20 protein-coding genes and 2 tRNA genes are annotated in these 22,741 nt (G+C 35.2%); 6 read left to right on the plus strand and 16 right to left on the minus strand.

The annotated features are described in order from the left end of the window. Positions 1-205 precede the first annotated feature (205 nt). Together P2086_RS08945 and P2086_RS08950 are read left to right on the plus strand one after the other, a co-directional pair. Entirely contained in the window at positions 206-874 is a 669-nt protein-coding gene (locus tag P2086_RS08945; RefSeq protein ID WP_317900108.1) for a hypothetical protein, read from the plus strand. A 177-nt stretch (positions 875-1,051) separates the two neighbouring features. Beyond that, positions 1,052-1,477 (plus strand): DUF2141 domain-containing protein, encoded by a 426-nt coding sequence (locus P2086_RS08950; protein WP_317900109.1) that lies wholly within the window; start codon positions 1,052-1,054, stop codon positions 1,475-1,477. Positions 1,478-1,490: 13 nt separating this feature from the next. On the opposite strand, the gene P2086_RS08955 is transcribed toward P2086_RS08950, so the two are convergent. The 6 genes from P2086_RS08955 to P2086_RS08980 all read right to left on the minus strand — a co-directional run bounded on the left by P2086_RS08955 (position 1,491) and on the right by P2086_RS08980 (position 7,861). After that, positions 1,491-1,883 (minus strand): DUF7793 family protein, encoded by a 393-nt coding sequence (locus tag P2086_RS08955; RefSeq protein WP_317900110.1) that lies wholly within the window; start codon positions 1,881-1,883, stop codon positions 1,491-1,493. Positions 1,884-2,050: 167 nt separating this feature from the next. After that, a complete protein-coding gene (locus tag P2086_RS08960) occupies positions 2,051-3,235 on the minus strand; it encodes a DUF4421 family protein (protein ID WP_317900111.1) in 1,185 nt (394 codons plus the stop codon). A gap of 51 nt (positions 3,236-3,286) precedes the next feature. Next, a complete protein-coding gene (locus P2086_RS08965; protein ID WP_317900112.1) occupies positions 3,287-5,704 on the minus strand; it encodes a DUF748 domain-containing protein in 2,418 nt (805 codons plus the stop codon). Positions 5,705-5,725: 21 nt separating this feature from the next. Further along, positions 5,726-6,406: an MlaD family protein gene (locus P2086_RS08970; RefSeq protein WP_317900113.1), complete on the minus strand. Its 681-nt coding sequence runs from the start codon at positions 6,404-6,406 to the stop codon at positions 5,726-5,728. A 10-nt stretch (positions 6,407-6,416) separates the two neighbouring features. Next, positions 6,417-7,151 carry an ABC transporter ATP-binding protein gene (locus P2086_RS08975; RefSeq protein WP_317900114.1) on the minus strand — a complete coding sequence of 245 codons (735 nt, stop codon included), beginning with the start codon at positions 7,149-7,151 and terminating at the stop codon, positions 6,417-6,419. Positions 7,152-7,156: 5 nt separating this feature from the next. After that, positions 7,157-7,861, minus strand: coding sequence for an MlaE family ABC transporter permease (locus tag P2086_RS08980; RefSeq protein WP_396127471.1), 705 nt, complete (start codon positions 7,859-7,861; stop codon positions 7,157-7,159). Positions 7,862-8,406: 545 nt separating this feature from the next. Here P2086_RS08980 and P2086_RS08985 point away from each other — a divergent pair. Beyond that, positions 8,407-9,873 carry a T9SS type A sorting domain-containing protein gene (locus tag P2086_RS08985; protein ID WP_317900116.1) on the plus strand — a complete coding sequence of 489 codons (1,467 nt, stop codon included), beginning with the start codon at positions 8,407-8,409 and terminating at the stop codon, positions 9,871-9,873. Positions 9,874-10,376: 503 nt separating this feature from the next. Here the strand turns inward: P2086_RS08985 and P2086_RS08990 are convergent. From P2086_RS08990 to P2086_RS09010, 5 genes are all read right to left on the minus strand, one after another. After that, on the minus strand, positions 10,377-10,823 hold the full coding sequence (locus tag P2086_RS08990; RefSeq protein ID WP_317900117.1) for a DinB family protein: 447 nt from the start codon (positions 10,821-10,823) through the stop codon (positions 10,377-10,379). 491 nt (positions 10,824-11,314) lie between these two features. Further along, positions 11,315-11,524, minus strand: coding sequence for a hypothetical protein (locus tag P2086_RS08995; protein WP_317900118.1), 210 nt, complete (start codon positions 11,522-11,524; stop codon positions 11,315-11,317). A gap of 79 nt (positions 11,525-11,603) precedes the next feature. Then, entirely contained in the window at positions 11,604-13,043 is a 1,440-nt protein-coding gene (locus P2086_RS09000) for a hypothetical protein (RefSeq protein ID WP_317900119.1), read from the minus strand. 111 nt (positions 13,044-13,154) lie between these two features. Continuing rightward, a complete protein-coding gene (locus P2086_RS09005) occupies positions 13,155-13,649 on the minus strand; it encodes a hypothetical protein (protein WP_317900120.1) in 495 nt (164 codons plus the stop codon). Between the two features lie 63 nt (positions 13,650-13,712). Continuing rightward, positions 13,713-17,381, minus strand: a complete 3,669-nt coding sequence (locus P2086_RS09010; RefSeq protein WP_317900121.1) for a DUF7149 domain-containing protein — start codon at positions 17,379-17,381, stop codon at positions 13,713-13,715. Between the two features lie 311 nt (positions 17,382-17,692). On the opposite strand from P2086_RS09010, the gene P2086_RS09015 reads away from it, so the two are divergent. The 3 genes from P2086_RS09015 to P2086_RS09025 all read left to right on the plus strand — a co-directional run bounded on the left by P2086_RS09015 (position 17,693) and on the right by P2086_RS09025 (position 20,074). Next, positions 17,693-17,953 carry a response regulator transcription factor gene (locus tag P2086_RS09015; protein ID WP_317900122.1) on the plus strand — a complete coding sequence of 87 codons (261 nt, stop codon included), beginning with the start codon at positions 17,693-17,695 and terminating at the stop codon, positions 17,951-17,953. Between the two features lie 492 nt (positions 17,954-18,445). Next, positions 18,446-19,177 carry a porin family protein gene (locus tag P2086_RS09020; RefSeq protein ID WP_317900123.1) on the plus strand — a complete coding sequence of 244 codons (732 nt, stop codon included), beginning with the start codon at positions 18,446-18,448 and terminating at the stop codon, positions 19,175-19,177. A 186-nt stretch (positions 19,178-19,363) separates the two neighbouring features. Continuing rightward, positions 19,364-20,074, plus strand: coding sequence for a porin family protein (locus P2086_RS09025; protein WP_317900124.1), 711 nt, complete (start codon positions 19,364-19,366; stop codon positions 20,072-20,074). A gap of 187 nt (positions 20,075-20,261) precedes the next feature. Here the strand turns inward: P2086_RS09025 and P2086_RS09030 are convergent, their stop codons facing one another. The 5 genes from P2086_RS09030 to P2086_RS09050 all read right to left on the minus strand — a co-directional run bounded on the left by P2086_RS09030 (position 20,262) and on the right by P2086_RS09050 (position 22,739). After that, on the minus strand, positions 20,262-20,510 hold the full coding sequence (locus P2086_RS09030) for a GIY-YIG nuclease family protein (protein WP_317900125.1): 249 nt from the start codon (positions 20,508-20,510) through the stop codon (positions 20,262-20,264). A gap of 40 nt (positions 20,511-20,550) precedes the next feature. After that, positions 20,551-20,621 (minus strand) — tRNA-OTHER (locus tag P2086_RS09035). Then, positions 20,589-20,867, minus strand: coding sequence for a GIY-YIG nuclease family protein (locus tag P2086_RS09040; protein ID WP_317900126.1), 279 nt, complete (start codon positions 20,865-20,867; stop codon positions 20,589-20,591). The genes P2086_RS09035 and P2086_RS09040 overlap by 33 nt, the downstream gene beginning before the upstream one ends. A gap of 39 nt (positions 20,868-20,906) precedes the next feature. Continuing rightward, a tRNA-Val gene (locus P2086_RS09045) sits at positions 20,907-20,981 on the minus strand. A gap of 948 nt (positions 20,982-21,929) precedes the next feature. Further along, positions 21,930-22,739, minus strand: a complete 810-nt coding sequence (locus P2086_RS09050; RefSeq protein ID WP_317900127.1) for a zinc ribbon domain-containing protein — start codon at positions 22,737-22,739, stop codon at positions 21,930-21,932. Positions 22,740-22,741: the final 2 nt, after the last annotated feature.

A 22,741-nucleotide genomic window follows, 5' to 3' on the forward strand; every position in this document is an offset into this window, starting at 1 on the left:
GTTACTTTGCGCATTCTTTTAAAAAGTTTATTCGGGAAAGAGGGTTTTACATTTTAGGACCTCAAACTTGAGGCTATATCTACACTATAAGCCCGTTAGTCTAAATGCTGAAACTTTCGTCTGCTTCTGCCGTAAACAGGGCAACACACAGCACGCTAAATTACCAAAAGGTCAATGAAAACTAAACAATTTAAAATTAAGCACTATGAAAACAAAGATCTACTTGGTATCCATTATGGCTTTTAGCCTTGGACTTACACTAACCGCTCAAACGTCAAAAACCAACTCAGAGCAAGCATCGGCAGAACAACTAACGAGTAATTCAACAGACAATAAAAGGGTTTTGTCACGCGTGGGTGGTAAATCTGTACCCGATAATCTTAGTGCAGAAAGCTCTGTAGCAATTAAAAGCGCAGATATTAGTGGCGAAAGCGAACGCAGTGAACTTCTGAAACTGGCAGAGGCATTATCATACCAAGCTCGGAGATTAAAAACCGAGGCGGCGACAAAATCAGGAAGCGAAAAGGATAAACTCCTTTCTGAGGCCAATCAGTACGAAAATAATTCAATTTTGAAACAGGTAAAAGCTTCCGGGATTCTGGGAACTATTTGTCAGGTAAAATTTAACAGTAATAAAGAGTCTATTCAAAAATTGATTTCTACTTCAAAGGTTGATGAAGCAAGACTCTCTCGGACGCGTAGCCTGACAAGCTCATCTGATAAAAATATGCAGGAAGCTAAAGATCTGCGCGAAGCATCCTACTCAAGTAACAGTCTATCAGATAAATTAGCAAAAATGAGTAGGGCAGAAGAAAAAGAACTCGTAGCATTGGAAGAACAAACCAAGGCGATTGAGTTGCTGTGGAAAAAATAAAAATAAACGCGCATGTACTATAAGCATGTATAGCGTCCCTGCGCCTCTGAACTCATGCTATTAAATTTAAATGCAGAGTGACAGAGACTCAGGGTCACAAAGAAAATAATCTGACCGTATTAAAATAATTTTTACAAAAGTGTTTAATTTTCAAAGCCAAACGCGTTACATTTGGAAATGAATTATACACCATTTCTCTTCTGTTTATTTTTAATTTCAAATTTTTTCCATGCACAGACACTTCATATACAAGTGAGTGGTATCCGTAATTCTTCTGGTAACATACGCCTTGCTTTTTATTCAAATTCTAAAAGCTTTGACGATGAAAAACCTTTATTCATTAGAAAGGTAGCGAAGAAAGAAGTTCTTAATAGTAGCCTAAAAATGGTTTATAATGATTTGAAGGCAGGTGTTTATGGCATTGCAATTTTAGATGATGAGAATTCGAATGATAAAATGGACTATGGTTGGGTTTTGCCAAAAGAGGGCTTTGGCTTTTCAGATTATTACCATACCAACATGAAGCGGCCAAAATTTGAAAGTTTTGATTTTGCGCTTAAAGATGAAATTAAAATTGTAGAAATTAAGGTAAGGTATCTTTAATTTTTTTCAATCATTAAGCATTCACTGTAAGTGAGTTTACTTTCTTTTGAAGCCAATCGTAAGCTAGAGTCTCATCTCCAAATATTTTTGGTTTAACAGCTGGCCTTTCAAAAATCAATAATAAATTCAAACGAATTTTACTGATAAGATCTTTTGAAATATAGGCAATTGCTATAACATCTTTTAAATAAGGACTGTCGACAAAATACTCTATTGCATTTGCGGTAAATTCGTGTTTACTACTCGAATCAAATAACAACCCATAAGGTTTGCCTTTCGATTTTTCTATCGCATAACAGTAAATGTAAATCACGTCTTCTACATCTATCACTGCATTTTCAAAAAAATGAACAGACAAAATACCTTCATTAAAAGCTAAATAGGTTTTTTTCTGGGTGCTATTCATATTACAAACTTAAAATCGGGTAATGTAAATTTAGAAATAATTTGCTTCTTATAATTTAGTGTTAGTAAAAATGGAGAATGTTTTTTTCTGAATGCTATGGAGTGGGCAACTAGTATGATAGGAAATTCGCCTTAATTCCAGCGCAAGATAATCTTGTCAGACAATTCCTAAGTTTTAAAATCTACTAATCCCATTGCTTTGAGAACTTTTCTACCGTTTTGTTTAATGTTAAACCGGTAACCAACAAATAATAAAACTTTAGAGGTGTATGTTTCTACGTTAAATAGGTTCGGATTTGAGGTGTAATCTGTATCGTAGCTTGCCATTATGCCAACAAAGTAAAGCACCTTATCGTAACGAATAGCCCCTTTAACGTTTAGATGTAAAGAGGGGTTGAGTGAAAGTGAATGTTCTTTTCCATCTGTTGTTGTGTAATTTGTTTTTTGACCACCAATGCCAATGTTAATGATGTTACTGGCAATAAATTTGCGGTAAACTAAGGTATAACCATATCCGCCGCTTATTCCAATAGTGAGTAGCGAAATAGAATTGATGTTAAATAAATCGGGCGTTAATCCGTCTCTTGTATTCAATCCTATTAGTGTTGAATCTACCGAACGAAAAGTTACTTGTTTGTGATAGATGCCTGCCATTAAAGAAGCTGCATTTTTCTTTTGGATGTCAGTGTAGGAAAATGAACCACGCATCGAATATTTTTTATAATTAAAAATAAACATCGTGTTTACGCCAAACGCAAAAACTTTTAAATCAGGTCGTACAAAAATGTAAGATCCTTCGGCTCCCTTGTTTAGATAATTGTCTGAATTGAGCACATAGAATCCACGGTAGTTTTGATAATATATATCAGTAATAACTCTACGCCCCATTATAAGCGTTTGAATATCTATGCTTTTTGTATTTCCACTGTTGGGTTTAGAGCCGAATTTAATACCTGGATAAAATCCAAAACTGAAAATAATATTATTAAAATTAAAGCCGACGTGGTAATAGTTATTGGGCGCAAAATCGAGCTCTTTTTTTGTTTCCAAATCAACTAAGTTAAAACCGTAGAATTTTTTTGCCAGCGCAACAGTTATTACCAACTTTTTCTTAACAGAACGAACATAAGTTGTATCAATGTCGCTTGTGTGCGATTTTAGCATTTGTTTCACATACCAGCGGTGTGGGTACATAAATTTATCTTTGAATGTTTTACGTGGAATGTCGTCAACAATTAATTTACTGACAACTGTATCAATTAAGGTTTTAACCAAACTATCTGCTTGCGAAAACATGGGCGACACGTTACCAAGCACTATAATAACTAAAACTATCCTTACTCTAAAAAGCATGAGCGAAAATCATAGAGCACTAATTATTTTATCAGCTAATTTGTTTGACGTTTAAACAAATTTGGTTTTTTTGCGCAAACCCTTAAACTCTTTTCTCGGCGTCTCATTATTCATTTCATTTATTCTTTCAGAAGCTTTACGGAGTGATTCAGGGATTTTTCCGGTATACCTAATCCTATAGGACGAATAACCGTTGTAAGGAATCTTGTTAACCTCTCTCAACAGTTTAAACTGACCTTTATTTTGTAGCTTAGTAAAATAAAACATGAATGCCTCTCTTCTATGTTGACTTATTAAATCATATTTTGAATTAACGGTCGCTCTTGTCACTAAAGCTAAACATTTATCCTGTAATGTAAACAACATTGGATCTTGAATTTTTGAATTGACGTAATTGACAAACATTGAATCTTTATTTGACATTACATTTATTTCAGTTAAATCATTAATAGTCAGATTTTCTTTATTTACCTTATTTATAGAAAGAAAATATTTTTTCTTTGCTTCAAAAAACAATATGTATTCTTTCTCCTTTTCAATATAGATTTCGGGATTAATACTTATAGAGAAAGTTGGATCTGATTTTAGTAAAGTTGCGAGCTCTTCCAAAAAATCAATCTGTTCAGATAACAATGACTCTTGAAGAAAATTCCATTTTAACGAGAGAGATCTTTCAATCTGCTTTTCATTTTCTTTAACCTCTTCTCTGTATATTACAGTGGCTGGTTTTAAAAATGAGTTTTTAAGAGCGTTAATAATTACATCTTTGTAATGAAATGTTGGATTTTTTAAATTGCCGCTAATCGGAATGTCATAGTCAATTACATTTCCCCGTTCTCTTACAAAGAACATTGCAAAATGCATAGGTAACCAACTATTATTATCGTTTCTAACTCTTTCACCTATTCGTGGATCTATTACTACAAGCTGGTTTTTGCTTTGAATTTCACCATTACGAACATGCCATGCCCCTTTTATTTCGATTGTTCCACGATCCATTGGAAACGACGTGTATTTGATCAAGAAAGGGTTAAGATGCGTTAAAGGAATATTACTAACGCCATATTCAAGATCAAAATCAGAACTGTCTTTGGGATTTATACTTAAATGAAGATTCGCATTTCCATAAGGCTTTATATTGGTAGTAAGTTGTAGTTCTACTTTTTTTCTTGTTTTATCTATGGAGTCAGCAAAAATGTGAAGTGATTTAGCGCTAGCTGAAAATTTTTCAGCCAATGTATAATCTTCGTATTTCAAATCAGCATCAATAATTTCTAATTTATTAATCTTGTATGAACTGTGAAAGAAATTCTTCACCAATACTTTTACATAGCGAACGACTTCAATAATTAAGTTAAACTTTTGGGAATCGCCATTTACATTTTTTATTTTGGCACCTTTTTTACCAAACATGTATTCGAAATTGTCGAGGTAATCATAACGTTCGTAATTTAAAAAGGGATGATGCAAAATAAGTGAATCAATCTGGTACTTGTGGTATTTAGGACTCAACTCAGTCACGCTCACGATGAGTTTATCAAAAGCCGCGTAATCTTCAAGCGAATCTTTTCCAAAATGCATATCGTTTACTGAAAGTATTCCCTTTAAGACAATATCTTCTTTATCGTGAAAATTTCCTTTTCCATGTAAATCGGCATTTACGTATGCTCTGAAACTTCCAAAATTTGAAAGTTCATTGAGGTATTGATTAATAATTTCAAGATCAAATTTTTGAGCGAGTGCAGAAAATTGATAATCCAGCGTTTTATAGTTGATGCTAAAACTTCCTGCTAAATCCCCTCCGGTTTTCCCACCCTTAAGTGAAACGGTTCCGGAAATAGAATCGCTGTCCCATTTAAATCCATCACTTAAGATATTTACCTTTTTAATGGTGTAATTTACCGGAACTTGGTTTTCTTTAAAAATAAAATCGCCATTTATGATGGCTATTTGTAAAATACTTAAGTGCAGAGGCTGTTTTGACGGTTCTGAATTTTCTGAAGAGAAGCGTGTAATGACATCTTGAAAATTTAACACCCCCTTTTCAACAACAATAAACCCTTTGGGCTGATCAAGTGTGATGTGAGAAATTTCGAACGTTTTGGCGAGGAGTTTGTGCATTTCAAAATTCGCGCTCAAACCTTTAACAGATAAAAAGAGACTGTCAGTGTTGGCTTCTCGAATATTTACGTTGTGAAAGTAGACATATCCAGTAAAAGGATTCACATAGGCATAGTCCATGGTAATCTCTCTTCCTAAATACTTCAGGTCGTATTTTTGAACAAGGTATTTGGATAGGGGAGATATAAATAAAATGATGGCAAGAATGAGTAATATAATTGCAGCAGCGATAATTAAGAGAGTCTTTTTGAACTTTGTGTCACAAAGTTTCGTGACTTGGAGTTTTATTTTCAGCCAAATAATTACTGTGATGTGTTTTATTCTAGTCAGTATTTCTGATGCACGCATGTTTTTTCTATTATGAGGATTTTAGTTTTTGTTGTCTTTCTTTTTCTTCTTAAAAAAACCCCTAAGTAGTATATTGTGACTAGCAGCATCCATATTTTTTTTAAATCCTCCGGCACCTTTTTGAATATTTACCATGGCTGCATCCACGTTTTCAGCGAAAGTACTATCCATCAAAATTTTCCCAAGCGTTCCTTTTCCATCTTTAATATTTTCCATTACAATACCAAGATTTTCTGTAATCCACGCGGCATTGTCTGCTGTAACTTTTATTTTAAATAAAATATCATCCATATTTACCGGTTGTGACGTTTCAATAACATCTTTATCCACAACTTGAATTTTACCAGGTGTACCAGGTGTGATAACAACTATTTTATTTCCCATCAAACCATCTGAACCAACAATGGCTTTTGCGTTTTTCTTAATAAATTTTCGCGTATCGTCATTAATTAGCATCGTCACTTTTACGGTAGTATCAGTAGTTTGCACAATATCATTAACAACACCTACATTAATGCCCGAAAACCGAATGTTGTTTCCAACTTGTAAACCTCCAATGTCTTTAAACACAGCAGTTAATTCAAAGGTGCTTCCAAAAAGTTGTTGCCTTTTTCCAATGTAATACATACCACCCATGAGCAGTGCAATTGTTACGCTTACGAAAACGCCTAGTTTGAGGCTATTTGTTGTTTCTTTTTTCATGATTTTGCTTTTAACTGTGTTTAAAAAAAGATGTTATCCATTCATCTTTAGAAGTTGACAATTCTTCAAATGTACCTTCGGCTGCTGCTGCGCCGTCTTTAAGGATAATTATACGATTCGCGGTTAAGCGAGCGCATTCTACATCGTGCGTAATTATAATGGATGCCGTTTTAAATTTTTTCTGAACGTCCAACATTAATTCACTAATTTCTTTTGAGGTAATGGGGTCAAGTCCAGTAGTCGGTTCATCGTAAAGAATGATCTCAGGTTTTAAAATGAGTGTTCGTGCTAAAGCAACGCGTTTTCTCATACCGCCCGAAAGCTCTGATGGCATTTTATGGATGGCTTCAGATAAACCAACATTAGCTAATGCTTCGTCAACACGAGCATCCATTTCTTCTTTTGTGATTTTTTTCTCATCGCGTAATGGAAACTCTAAATTTTCTTTTACCGACATAGAATCGTAAAGCGCACCACTCTGAAATAGAAAGCCGACTTTTTTTCTTAAGGCGTTTAGTTCTTTACTTTTTAAACCTAAAATATCTTTTCCAAGAATGTTCATTTTTCCTTCATCGGGTTCAAGCAAGCCTACCATACATTTTATAAACACAGATTTGCCGCTGCCCGATTTGCCAAGTACAACCAAATTTTCTCCCTTGGCCAACGTAATACTCATATCTTGAAGGACAACGTTGTTTCCAAATGATTTTTTTAAATGCTCAATTTTTATAACCGCTTCTTCCATTTGCTTCAACTAAATAAACTGGTAATTTGAACAGCGATCATATCCAAAATAAAAATCACCAGTGATGCTAATACTACGGCTGAATTAGCAGCCTTTCCAACACCTTCGGTTCCTTTATTAGAATTATATCCTGCATGACAACCAATGAGTCCAACGGCAAAACCAAAAAATACTGTTTTAATAAGGGCAGGTACAATGTCAATGAAACTAAGTTTTTCAAAAACCTGAATGAGAAATAAACTGAAACTCACATCTCCTTTAATGTTTACACCAACATAAGCGCCATAAAGAGAAATAACATCTGCAGCCACCACTAAAATTGGAAGCATAAGGGTAGTTGCAATAATACGAGTAACCACAATGTATTTAAAAGGATTGATGCCCGATACTTCCATGGCGTCGATTTGTTCTGTTACTTTCATCGACGCTAATTCTGCACCAATACCAGAGCCAACTTTTCCTGCAAAAATTAAAGCAGTAATCACCGGACCAATTTCGCGAATGATAGACACTGCTACCATAGCCGGTAACCACGATTCTGCGCCAAATTCGGCGAGGGTTGGTCTTGATTGAATGGTTAATACCAAGCCCATAATAAAGCCAGTAATGGCTACGAGTGGAAAAGATTTGTAACCCACCAAGTAGGCTTGTTTTGCGAATTCCTTTAATTCATATTTCGGAACAAATGCTTCTTTAAAAAAACGAAGCATGAAAAGTGTTAAGGAAGCAACCTCCTCAAAAAAGGAGCTGAAAGCGGCAGATAGTTTATTGACACTTTCAACCACGAGTTCTTTTTTTGCAAGAACAGGTTCTGTTTTTATTTTTTCCTCCATGCCTTTTGTAATCACTAGTTTTAAATCCTGTCACCACTACATTGAAAAACATTCTACAGATTGAGAATCTTTTTTGTAAGGTTTTAATCCAATGCAAGATAAGGGCAGAGATAGAGCCACACATTACAGAAGTTTTTGAAAAACTTACATAAAGCACAGATTTCATGAACGAAAACGATTGTAGATGGAAATAGATTTTCAGAAACGAAAAATTGATTCAAAACATGAGGTATTCTGACAGAATATTCACTTGCGCTCTAAAATGAATGGGGCGGATACATCGAAAATTAAGACTAGCATTCGATAATGACATTAGAAGTGCTCTATGAATGGCATCATAAGGGTTTAATTATTAGTTTGATTAAGTTAGATAAAACGTGTAAATTAGATTCGACCCCTCCACCATTTTAAAAAACACACAAATGAAAAGTCTATTAACACTAGTTTCGATTGCATTTACAATAATTTGTTTTTCTCAAGCCGCTCAAAGCTACACTACATTTCAAGGCGCGCCTCTATCTCTCTATTCGTGGCAGGGCAACAAAATAATGTTGTTGTCCAGTTCAAATACGCTTAACCCGGTAACCATGAACAATTGGGTTTTAAAAATGGATACTGCCTATGACTACTACGCTTTATGTACCGGTAAAGTACCAAACCCTAATCCGGGAGTAACGTACATAAATAGCAGATCCACCATTGCTGAAGTGGCTTCTACCTGCGGTGCCGGTTGCGGCTATTTAGGTGCTACAGGTATTGAGATGCTGAGTAGCTATTTTACAAATATGTATTCCCTCATCGATGGTCAAAACTTATATGATCAGGTTCCTTTTTATGAGTTGGGAAGAAATTTTTGGTTTTATGATTCTAAATTAAAATATCAAACAAATGATCCCATTGTCACTGGATATGCTGTATTCATGAGGTTTATAGCTATGGAAGCTGCGCATGTTCAGGGCGGACCCTTTAACTCATGGACCTTTTCTCAATTTAAAAATAATGTCATAAATCTCTTGCCAACATACATGGCCAATACGTCGCTAAATTGGGCAAATACATTAGGTGTTGGGCAGGGGGTGCCAAACTCAAGCTTGGGCGCCACGGATTTATTCGCATCCTTTTGTTTTTATTTACGAGATAATTACTGTGGTAAGCAATGGATTGAAAATGTTTGGAAATATGCCGACTTAAGACCCAACGCAGTTACTACTCAGGATGCCGTAGATAATTTTGTTATTGCCAGTTCGCAGGCAGCGAATTCGGACTTGAGTTCTTTGTTTCTCACTTGGAAATGGCCAGTTTCAAATACTGCTATTGCTTACTTGAGTTCTTTAAACCTTGGAAGAATAAATTCTCAGCCGAATAACATCACAATTAACGCAGGCTCTACTGCACAATTTTCGATTAGTTCGTCTGAACCTACCGCTTATTTTCAATGGCAATTGCAATCAGGTAGCATATTTCAAAATATTAATAATGGCGGCAATTATAGCGGAGTAAATACGAGTAATCTTATTTTTTCGAGTGTTAACTCATCAGATAATAACAATAAATATCGATGTCTCGTTACTATTGGTAGTTGCATAGACACTTCCAACATAGCAATTTTGCAAGTAAATAATCTCACCGGAGTTTCGAAAAAAAAGATAGATTATTCTTTATCAGTTTATCCTAATCCTGGAAGTGGAGTATTTTCCTTTGAATTACAAAATTCAAATTTTGAGGGACAGTTTTATTTGTATAATGCTTTTGGAGAAAGAGTTTATTCAACCATAATAAATTCAAATGTCACAGAAATTGACATAAGTGAAAAAACAAAGGGGATGTATTTTTATAAATTGTTGAGTGGTGAAAAATTAATTAGTACAGGGAAAATTTTTCTGGAATAAGAACCAAAATTAAATTTTATACAAAATAAATCCATTTTTAAACATGAAACCGTGCTTAAAGGTCGCCTGCCAAATTAAAAGTCAATCAATAAAGTAGTGTAACATACTTAACTCTTGGGTTCTTATTCTGTTGCAGAACCATGATCTAACGAAAATAAAAACGATTTAAATTTTTTATTGGGCTGACCCCATGAAGCAAAAGGCTGTTTAAAGTTTTAGCGAGCCTTTCACTTCAAGGGTCGCGCTTTACGCTCCAGCTCCACAGGGCTTTGCTATGTTTGCAAGTCTGCGGGGTATTTTGCTTTTCAGGACAAAAGCCTCCTCGCCTAACAAACATTAAGCAAAATTCCTTGCTGGGGCTTCCACTGCCAGGCCTCACGCGGAAACCCGTTATTGTATTGCGTTTATTTTAGCGCTAGAGTGTTGAGTTCTTAAAAAGGGATTTTGCTTGATCCAGATGAATGTCATTCTTCACAGCAATTAAAATGAAATAATAGAATAAATTAAGCTCCGTATTTTAAAATCAATCCAACCTGTCCTGCATGATATGCAGAGTGCGTAATGATACGTCCTAATGCTTCAGATTTTGTTATGGTGCCAAATTCAGCAGTGGTAATATTCGATTGCCAATCGTTATCACTTTGTTTTAAAATAGCTTCTTCCAAAACAGATTCGGCATCGCTTAAAAGATTCAACTCTGGTTGAAGTACCGTATATTTTCCTGTATCATGAATGCCTTGACCAATAGTAGAAGCCATCACACGGATCTCTAACCCAAATACGTTTTTAGCAAACAAATGTTCTACTTCGCCAATATGTCGCAATAAAAATCCAATGGAATTAGAATTTGGATGTAATTTTTTTTGAAGATCACTTTCTTTGATGTGAGGGAGCTGATTCGTTAAACGGGTTCGTCCCATTTTAAATAACTTCAGTAATTCTTGAGTCATGATAAATTATATTTTATTTTTTATAAGAAAAATTTCTGCTTCATTAGCACACTCAAAGGTGTCAATAAAAAACGTAGTATCTCGATTTGTTGTTAGTTTATTGCTTAGCTTTTGGGCGTGCCCCATGAAGCAGAAAGGCTGTTCATAAAATTAGTGCAAGCCTTTCGCTACATGGGTCGGGCCAACGCACAATCTGGCCCAAAAGTTCACTGAACTTTTGTCCTGCTATAGTTGGCTTGCAATTAATAAGAGCTGCTAAATACAAGCAGCTGCGGGGTCTTTTGGCTAAGGCCAAAAGCCTCCACTCTGCTGCAGCTCTGATTAATTGCTTCACCAAGCTGCCGCTGCGGTCCCTCACGCGGAAGTCCGTTAGGAGATTGCGTTTTTTATTGTCTAAATTCCGAGGCATTTAAAACAAAGTGAATCGAGTATTTAGCTGAGATCAAAAGGCAATCGGTTCTGCCAACTATAGAAACTTTAGAGACGATAATTTATTCCTCTGTAGAATTTAAGCCATCAATAATACCAGCCGAAAAAGCACTATTTTCTTGAATTGTTTTGTTGGGTTTTAGGCCAAACTTTGCTTTTAGTTCACTTATGGCTTGAGAAAATTCCTCAGCGCTAATGTCTGGTCTGTTTGGATGATCATCGTCACTAATGTGAAGAGGATCTTTTTTGAGTATTTTTTTGAGCGTACCCATATTACTAAGATACGGATTTTTGATGAATATCACTGCGATGCAAAGGAAACACACCTAAAAAAATAACAAGAAATTGCAGCTATTGCGTTTTCGTCAGATCAAGGTGAGAAACTGTTTCTTGCTTTTCTACATTGTCTTTCGTTAAATATTTTACCGTTGCTTTATGATTAAGGTCATCTGTTGAAATTATTTCACAGGGAACTATTTCAGAGTTTGTTCCAAGAAAACCAGACTTTGACCAATTTACTTTTTCGCCACTTGTAAATTTATATTTTTGAGCAGCTTCAATGTCTTTTGCAATTCCATTTTTGTATAATTCTTCACTCGTTTTTCCCAGTTCTAAATAGGGAATATCTTTCACGCGTTCTTCAGCAAAAACTCCCAAGTGTTTTATGGAGGCCTTGTGATTTTGATCGTTGAGACCAACTACTTCTCCATATTTAACAAGTTTATCATCTTTAAAAATTATTTTTTCACTAAGTTTAAATTGATGTTTAGCAATTTCTTCCAACTCATTTTTTCTAATGGTTTGAAATTTATCTTCTGGTAGTTTTTCCACTTCTAAACGGTCGAGGGTTTTAATTTTCTCTTCTCCATAAATGTTTAGATATTTAAGATTGACATCGTGGTTTCTGGAATTCAAGCTAACAACCTCTCCATACATCGCAGTTTTACTATCTACCCATGAAACTTTTTCTGCAACATCAAACTTATGCAAGGCAATTTTAATTTGAATTTCCTGAGCATACTTATCATATTGCTCGTTACTGAGTGGAGTTAATTTTGCGTAATCTACTTTCTTTATGGCGTCGTCACCATACTCATCCAGAAACTTAACACTAGCCGATTGTTTTTTATTATCTAATTGAACCACTTCACCGTATTGTGGTTCTTTCGAAGAACCAAATATGGCTTTATCGCCAATTCTGAATCCACCACCGCTAAGTTCTAGTCCTCTGAATTTTATGAGATCGGCTGTTTGATGGTTGTCATCTTTAAAAATTATGCCATCAAAATTCGAATACTTCTTTTTGCCGCGTTCAATCAACTCTAAAAAAGCTTTGTCTCTTTCATCCGGATTTGTATGCCATTTACAATTAATTGTTGCAATGTAATCGTATTCATTACTTGGTAAACAATCAACAAATATATAAACACCCATTCGCACAAAACCTATTTTTGCCAATGCGTTTCTAGGAGATGTTTCAGTAAACTTAACAGCCTTTGATCTTAATTCTCCGTCAGTAATAATTATCGCATCAAAAGGTTCGCCGCCCTGTAGACCTGATTCCTTCATCGCATTTTTTACACTCTGAATCATTTTTTCTTCAAGCGATGCGCCAGATTTTAGTTTATTTTGAAAATAAAAAGCTTTGGAGTTTGGTTCAAGGGGCTCCAAATTAGAAAATACATACTTACCCGAAGAGGATTTTACTTTTGATAGGGTGTAATCTTTTTCGTTTTGTGCTTGAAAAAATAAAGCAAAAAGGAAAAGGCTAAGGGTTAATTGTATCTTCATTGGCTGGGCTTTGAGTTTGAAATTATTAAATTATTATTTATCCACCAAAGTTCTAAAAGGATATTATCATTTACAATTTAGAATACAAAGCGGTTATAGCCAGAGGCCTTATTATAAAGGACTTAGCGAGACGCTATGCTGAACGGGAGTAACCGCAGCCGTAGCCAACAAATAACGCTTCCGACTGGCACTCACTGCATCTGTGTGTATGTATTTGTTTAAGCAGGTATTGAGTTGTGCACTTTTAAATTTCCTTTTAAATTCTTTGAGACTTTGCGTATTTTTCATAAAGGTGCAATAACAAAGCACAGTTTTTAATTCCTGCCATTCGTAACTATTCTTAAAATCAAAATTTTTATCAAGCAACACACCCAAATAATATTGCACGGCTAAACGGGCAGTGTCATCTTTAATACTCATTATGCATTTACATACACGCAACAATAATTTTAAGTTGCAACTTATCTGCAAGGCATTTGTTTGGTCCTTTTTTGAGAGTTCTAAAAATTCATGAAACACTTTAACTGGCTTGCCCGGTTGGCACAAAACGGCGACTTCCTTAATATCGTGCGGACTAATCATGCCATCTATAAATCCTGTTTGCATTTTAATTTGTTAGAATAAATTTTAGCAGTACCTTTTATTGGTGAAGCGCAATAAGCCTATTTATTACTTTGTTGAACTTTCTATAATAGCAATTTCTTCTTCTGTTAAATCGTAAAGTTTGTAAACTAACTGGTCTATTTCTTTTTCAATTCTATCAATTTGATTTTTATCAGTTTCACTAGTTCTAAGTGTCACTTTTTCTATGATTTTAGCGATAGCGTTTTCATTTGCTTCTGGAATTGGGAATTCCTTAAATTTAGTTATTGTAATTTGAGGTTGCTGTCCCTTCTCAAATCTAATTATACCCGCTTTTCTGCAATACCATGTAGCAATTTTCGAATTAATAATTCCTAGTAAAAATTTAATAGAAATAATAGTTTCGTTAATTATATAAACTGTTACGTCCGAATAATGGTCAACATTATCTGAAAATGCTGCCGCTAATTTGCCATCACCTGTTAACGGCCGGCGTATCAGCAATTTTTCTTTCTTGAATTTTGTATCGTCAGCCCCTATGCTTGGGGTGCCAACTTTGTTATCCCAAATGTATTTTTCAATATTTTTATCAAACCGAATAAAATAATTTCGCTTATTTCTTGTTTGGACTTCATTTGGATATTCAATTTGATATCTAAATATATTACCGCTAAAAATGGCAGTATGATAAGTGTCGTCAATCTTTGTTTCTGATAAAAAATAATCTTTTACTCCTCCGATATTCATGCCGGATATTAAATAGCACCAACTATCTAGAATAGTATGATTACTTTTGATTTTTTTAATCAAATCCGAGTTTATGTCAAACTGAAAATTATAATTGTTATTTTGGTTAATGTCAGTTTGATCAAAATCATTAGAATTTCCGTCAATACCTACTTTGTATTTAATCTTATTATTTGGCTTTTTTTCGTTTGTGTAAAAAAGCAATACCTGCCCAGATCCAACACCTTCAAATACAGATAAATTAGCTACTATTTTTTCAACGTCAATTTTTGAGAGAAGATATTTTCTAATCGGTTCAAAAGCTGGCGAAAAAATATTAATGTCAATTATATTGGAGAAGCGGCCATTCAATTTTAATAATCTCGTAGATAGTTCTAAAAAGAGCATCACAGTGCTTAGCCTGTTTTTCGCTTTTTTATTTGTAACAAACTCGTAGTTGTTTACATAAAATTCATACTCTTTTGGTTCAACAAATACCGCCATGCCAGAATAATAACTCAAGTATGGAGGATTACCAATTAATACATCAAAACCAATAAACTCACCTTCATCATTCAGTACTTCTGGAAATTCAAAACGCCATTCAAAAGCGTTTTCAAAGATCTTATTAGATTTTATTTCTTCAATTTCATTGGTGAGTTTTGCAATTTCCTTTTCTAGGTCTTTTTCCCGCTCCTTCGCTTTTTTCTTATTGCTCTCATTCCCATAAGCGGCTTCATCTTCCTTAAAAATATTTGGCGCAACCAAAACATTGTACTCGTATTGTATTTTTTGAAGTTTAATTATTTTTGGATCACGTTGAGAAATTTCACTTGTAAAATCTGATTTAATGTCAGCAATCAGTTTTTCCATTTCCCGCTTTTGTTCTTTGCTTTCAGCATTGCGGTATGTGTCAACAGCAATTCGGTAGCTGTCAATGGTCCATTTACTTTTTCTAAGCGCTTGTTTTAAATCTGCATCAATGGCAAAACGGCTTACCAAAGAGTTACCGCATTTAATGTTAATATCGATGTTGGGAAGGGTTTCCAGTTCGGTAGTGTTTTTGTAGTATGCATTTTTTAATAATTCAATCCACAAACGCAAACGGCAAATTTTTACGGAGTTGGTGTTAATGTCTACACCAAAAAGGCAGTTCTCGATGATGGTTTGTTTTTCGTGAAACAAAGTTTCTTGAATGCGCTGGCTTTCTTTATTCGTAGGATTGTATTCAAAGAGTTCACTTTCTTCGTCAGTAACAATGAGCTCGTCGTTTACTACCTCTACATGATATTCTTTTAAGCGCTGGCCGCTGCGGTCTTGTAATATTCTTAAATCATTTTTTACGGCAATTACTTCATTAAGAGCCGAAACTAAAAAGTGCCCAGAACCAACGGCGGGGTCACAAATTTTAATGAAGTTTACAATGGCGTTGGCTTCTTTACGGTCTTCAATTTTATCATACAGCTCTTCAATGCTAGTGCAGTTCCATTTTTTTGCTTCGTTAAATTTCTGCACAACAGCTTTGCGAATGGTTTCGCGGCACATGTACATGGTAATAAAGCCGGGTGTAAAAAAGGAACCGTCTTTGTAACCGTTTATTTTCTCAAAGATTAAACCAAGAACCGAAGCGTTAATAAGGGTTTTATTGTCTTCTTGAATTTCTTCAGAACCCTCGCTTGCAAAGTCGTAAGCGTTTAAAAATTCAAAGAGGTATTCTAAAGTGGTTAGTTCGCCAGTGCGTTTTTTGCCTTGTTCGTTTTTAAGTACCGTTGAAGAAATGAGAGGAATGGTTTTATCATCTTTTAAGTTGCTGATAAATAAAGTCAACTGTTCAATTTCGGTAGGTTCAAAAAGAGAACTGTTTAAATACGGTACTTTGTCAAAGGCTTTTTTTACATCGGCGTTTCTGTCATCGTGTTTGCGTGCTAAAACCTGAAAGAACAAACTGTTTAAATCGTCGTAGTTTTTAATCTTATCGTGATTTAAAAAAGAATACGATTTATCGCCTTTGTGATAGGTAATGAGTTGGGCTTCTAACAACTTTAAAAACAGAATACGGTTTATCCAGGTAATAGAGAGCTCAAGGCCCACCGTGAATAAACGTTCTTGCACCGTGTCGCCGTATTGTTGCGGTTTATCTAAACGGCTTAATTTATCGAGGCTGTCTAATTGAATGATGGCATCTTCTAAAATGCTTCCTGAATTTCTTGCGCCTTCTTTATTACGTTCAATAAGTTTTTTGCTTCCTTCTTTAGTCTCTGTTAAACCGATGATGTGCAATAACTCCGAATAAAAACGTTTATCGAGGCTGTTGCTGTCGTTTGTGAAGGGAAGTTTTAAAAGGTGTTCTGGCGAAAGTAATTTGAATAAAGCGATTAAGGAATTATCGTCTGCCTTATCATCGTTTCGCAGAGGTTTTTGATATTCTTGAATGTTGAAATAAGTAAATTCTATTTCGGAGCTTATTGCTTCAATGAAGGGTTCAGCAATTTGTTTGTAAAAAAAGTCGGTTTTTGTATCGGCTAAACGTCCTGCTTCAAAATCAGTGAACTGTTTTACGAAGTTTTTGTTTTGAGCAAATAGTCTGTCGAAAAGCGTGGCGTCAAAAATAAACCATTCGTTTATGTTGGTTGCAACCAAGTGTTTTACTTCGAGGTTGTTGTGGGTGATTCTTTCTCTTAAATAATAAAGTATTAATTCTTGAAATGCTTTTTTGTTAATGGCCTCTTTTGAGAGCATTTCATTTTTGTTGGTTGGCTTTTTGGCTTCAATAATTACCGCAACGGAAGTTTTTGCTGTATTCCCATTATGAATAACAAGGTCGTTACGTCCTTTGGTATTGATGTAATGGTTTGGGTCGTAATAGGTTTTCTTTAAAAAGTCGGTTACCAGGTTTTTATGAAACTCTTCGCTTTCGGTATCGTTGGTTGTATCGAGTAGGGTAATGAGGTTAGCCTTGAAACTTTCGATTTCAGTTCTGTTGGGCTTTACTTTTAAAAAAGCTTTGTTGAGTGCCTTTTTTGGTTTCAAGGGTTTTGTTTGCATCTACAATTTATATTCCACTAAGGGTGTGTTAAGATAAGTTTTTTCGTTTGATTTGGGTAGAGAACTGTGAGAAAAAAATCGGCTCGGGTAATGTGGTTTTGCGAAATGTAACACGAAAGGCAATTTATTTTAGGCTATAACAATACTGGCCAACCTTGATGTGGTTGACAGTGTCGCCGAGAATTCTAAATGTACACGAGAAGTTTCCTAATTCCCAGAAAAGCATGGCACCTTTTTTATAGTGAAGATTTTTACCAATGAATTTCAAGAGGTAGCTTTCTTTTGTTCCCACAGCAATGCTATCCCAAAGGGAAACCGCATTTGTTTTAACTTCAATTTCAGCGAATTTCTCATTGAGATCTGTTCGCGAACGAGAATTTTTAAAACTAGTTTGTCACGAAAAAGAATACACCTACGAACAAATTGCCGATCAAATGAAAGTGCAGCACAGAACTGTAGATGGATACAGAGAATCTGTGTTCGATAAATTTGGAATTAAATCAAAAACGGGTCTGGTGCTTTTTGTTTTAAAGCATAATTTGTTCGATGTGCTTTAGTAATGAAGCGAGGGTGTTTTTCTAACTGTCAGTTTAAATTACGCCTACTTGATTTATAAAATGTAGTTGATAGGTTCTCTTTTTAATTTTCTAAAATTTTCGAAGTAGTATTTAAGGCATTCATTATTTAGCATCAACACCACAGCTTTTTATGTGAGAGTATTTTTGGTAAGGAATTGAGCTAGGTAAATCTCAAACCACACGAACTATAATTGTTGGTTCAAGTTAAACTCCCAGTTCTTTTCCTGGTATTCGTTATGAATATCCCTGTTTTCTTTTGCAATAAATGCAATTCGTAAAAAATTAATTTTCGGTTTTTACCAATTCAATGGAACTATTAACCAATCTGTATCGATTTTAAATAGTTTAGCCGTAAAATACTTTTAGTTTATAAGAAATACTTATTTTAATTTTAGTCTTACGAAAACCAATTATCTAAGTCCTATAAATTACTTCAATTTTGCCTCTGATTAATTATTAAAAATAAAAGACATGAGAGGACTTACCAAAAAAATCACAAACATACTTGTTTTCCTTGGAAGTATTTATACGTTTGATAGCTCTGCACAAATTTCTATAGGTGTTAAAACTGGCGCAAATTTTTCGCAATACAATTTTGTATTATTTGGAGAGGAGCGTTCAGATATTTTGAATTCTTATAGTTATGGTCTAAATATTGGAATTCCGATTGAAATTAGAATCAGTAAAGTGTACGCAATTCAATTGGAGTTAAATTATATAGGAAAGGGCGGGGATAAGTTTTGGGTAGAATACACTACTAACACTAATGGATGGGAGAGAAGAACCTCAACAATTAAAGCAAAAGTTAATTGTATTGATATTCCCCTCTTGTTTAAGCTAGGAGTGAATCGCGAAAAATTCGGTGTGAATTTTATGATTGGCCCTAGTTTTGGATTTATAATAGAAGAAGGTTTGGCGTGGAATAATACGTACGGCAGTTCTTCTGGTCAAAATACCTCTGAAGCTGATGAAACTTCAATTAGTATTGGCGAAAAAAATTTTGTTCCCGGTTTCGACTTCGGTGTTAATGCAGGTGCTGAGCTTGCCTTCAAACTAGGTCCTGGTAAAGTATTTGCGGACTTTAGATATCAATATGGTTTTGGTGTGTGGATCGTTCCTATTAATAGCCGTGGCATTCAAACAGTAATTGGTTATCGTATCCCACTTTCAAAATCAAAAGAATCTGAATTTGAGAAACACTAATAACAATGCTAATAAATACAATTCATAAACTGAAATCCTTCTTTTCTTTTTGATTCTGAATAGTTAAAACTCTTTCTAATTAAGAGTATATAACTTACTTAGTTTAATTTTATATCTCAAGAATTAATACTTGATACGCTTCATACTTTTTAGTTTTGATTTGCGTTAATTATAAAAAACAAAAACATGAGAGCTCTTTTAAAAAAAACTGCAACGCTTGTTGTAATTATTGTATTGGTAAATTCAATTAATGTAAGGGCGCAAACTTCGATTGGAGTTAAAATTGGAGCCAATTTTGCAAAAATGAGTTTTGACGATAATTTTGGTGTGAATGAACAAATTTCTAATTCTACTCTAACAGATATAAATGTGGGTATCCCATTTGAAATTCGTTTTAGTAAGGTAATCGCTATTCAGCCAGAGATTAATTATATTGGTAAGGGAACGTCACAGGTCGTAAAAGGTTATCAAAATAATGGAACTGAATGGGAGAGTTATGAGTCTGTATCTAAAATAAGGTTGGGTTATATGGAGGTTCCGTTTTTGCTTAAACTAGGTGTAAATAAAGAAAAGTTTGGAGTGAATGTATTACTAGGACCAAGTTTTGGGATGTTAACAAGAATAGCTTATCAATTCGAATCAAACAGCACTAATTCTTCTGGTCAAACCCAATCTAGTTCAGACTCTGAGTCGATGCTTATTGGTAGTCAAAATTTCGAATACGGTTTCGATGTGGGTGCTAATTTGGGTTTAGAGTTCTCGCTACCTTTGGGACCAGGAAAATTATTCACGGAGGCAAGATATCAATATAGTAAAACCTTTTTAGATGGCACAAGCCTCACTCACATGGGTATTCAGGGTGTGATTGGTTATCGTATACCTTTTTCGGCTTTTTAAAAACAGTTTAAACGCCGATGTAATATTTATCGCTTGTGGGCGAGAATAAGATATAGAGATGAAACATCGTAAAATTAAAAAACCCGCAGTTGCGAGGTTTTCTGTGGGAACTACTGGGTTCGAACCAGTGACCCTCCCGATCCTGTGGATCGGGATGCTCTGAACCTCCCGATAACTACCGGGAGAGCTAGACCTTCAAAATAAATTTTTCAATGAGTTTTCTACTTTTCCAATTTTTAATTTGTTTTTCTCTTTTCAAAGCTTCCTCTTTGGTAAAAAATTCTTCAAAGTATTTTAACGTCCAGTCGCCAATACCTCCTGTAAAACCTTTGTGATTCGAGTTATGCTTGCGAATACGTTCTTCTAAAAGATCACCGGTGCAACCCACGTAATATTTATTTTTGGAAATGGAATAGAGTATGTAAGTGTAGTACATCTATAAAACAAAAAAGCCTCACATTACTGTGAGGCTTTCGTGGGAACTACTGGGTTCGAACCAGTGACCCTCCCGATCCTACGGATCGGGATGCTCCGAACCAGCTGAGCTAGACTGAGAAATCAATTTCTCAATAAGTTTTCTACTTTTCCAATTTTTAATTTGTTTTTCTCTTTTCAAAGCTTCCTCTTTGGTAAAAAATTCTTCAAAGTATTTTATTTTCCAGTCGCCAATACCTCCTGTAAAGCCTTTGTGATTCGAGTTATGCTTGCGAATACGTTCTTCTAAAAGATCACCGGTGCAACCCACGTAATATTTATTTAGAGTTTCTGAGTATAATATATAAAGATGAAACATCTTGAAATTAAAAAAGCCCCGCAGTTGCGGGGCTTTTTGTGGGAACTACTGGGTTCGAACCAGTGACCCCCTGCTTGTAAGGCAGGTGCTCTGAACCAGCTGAGCTAAGCTCCCATTATTTTTAAAGAACAAACTTATTTCTTCGATTCAGTGACCCTCCCGACGTTAGTCGGGATGCTCTGAACCAGCTGAGCTAAGCTCCCATTATTTTTAAAGAACAAACTTGTTTCTTCGATTCAGTGACCCTCCCGACGTTAGTCGGGATGCTCTGAACCAGCTGAGCTAAGCTCCCATTATTTTTAAAGAACAAACTTGTTTCTTCGATTCAGTGACCCTCCCGACGTTAGTCGGGATGCTCTGAACCAGCTGAGCTAAGCTCCCATTATTTTTAAAGAACAAACTTATTTCTTCGATTCAGTGACCCTCCCGACGTTAGTCGGGATGCTCTGAACCAGCTGAGCTAAGCTCCCATTATTTTTAAAGAACAAACTTGTTTCTTCGATTCAGTGACCCTCCCGACGTTAGTCGGGATGCTCTGAACCAGCTGAGCTAAGCTCCCATTATTTTTAAAGAACAAACTTATTTCTTCGATTCAGTGACCCTCCCGACGTTAGTCGGGATGCTCTGAACCAGCTGAGCTAAGCTCCCATTATTTTTAAAGAACAAACTTATTTCTTCGATTCAGTGACCCTCCCGACGTTAGTCGGGATGCTCTGAACCAGCTGAGCTAAGCTCCCATTATTTTTAAAGAACAAACTTGTTTCTTCGATTCAGTGACCCTCCCGACGTTAGTCGGGAGGGTCTGAACCAGCTGAGCTAAGCTCCCATTATTTTTAAAGAACAAACTTATTTCTTCGATTCAGTGACCCTCCCGACGTTAGTCGGGATGCTCTGAATCAGCTGAGCTAAGCTCCCATTATTTTTAAAGAACAAACTTATTTCTTCGATTCAGTGACCCTCCCGACGTTAGTCGGGATGCTCTGAACCAGCTGAGCTAAGCTCCCATTTTTTTGGTGTGCAAATGTAGCAGATTAAATTTAATTATTCAAGAAAAAAATTAAATTATTTTTCAGCGGCTGCTTTTTTTGCTGCTTCTTTTTCAACGTCTTCTAGACCTGAATCTGGAATCAACATACCATCTACAAGTACACGACCGCAATGTTCGCAAACAATAATTTTTTTATTTAAACGAATATCTAACTGACGTTGAGGTGGAATTTTATTATAACAACCGCCGCAAGCATCACGTTCAACCGCAACAACAGCTAGGCCGTTACGAGAATTTGCGCGAATACGTTTGTAAGCATTCAATAAACGATCTTCAATAGTTGAAGATGCTTGTTCACTATCTTTTGATAATTCTTTTTCTTCTTTTTCAGTTTCAGCAATAATTTCTTCAAGCTCACTTTTTTTCGCTTTTAAATCTTTGCTGCGTTCTTCAAATTCAATTTTACTTTTCTCGAGTAATTCGCCTTTAATAACGATACTGGCTTTCGCTTCTTTTGTACGCTTTTCAGCTAATTGAATTTCTAAATTTTGAAATTCAATTTCTTTAGTGATAGCATCGTATTCACGATTGTTACGCACTTTATTTTGTTGAGCTTCGTATTTTTTAATATTGGCTTGAAAATCTTTGATGTTTTGTTTTTTCTCGTTTAACTGATTTTCAAGTTCAGCTACTTCTTCTGTAACATTAGCAAGACGTGTTTCTAAGCCTGCTACTGTATCTTCCAAATCACTTACCTCTAAAGGTAATTCACCACGAATAGTGCGTAATTTATCGATCTTGCTGTCAATTAATTGTAATTGATAAAGGTTTTTTAATTTTCCTTCAATCGAAGCATCTATTTTCTCTTTAATTTTTGCGCTCATAG

The sequence above is a fragment of the Aurantibacillus circumpalustris genome (assembly GCF_029625215.1).
GTDB classification, from domain to species: Bacteria; Bacteroidota; Bacteroidia; order B-17B0; family Aurantibacillaceae; genus Aurantibacillus; species Aurantibacillus circumpalustris.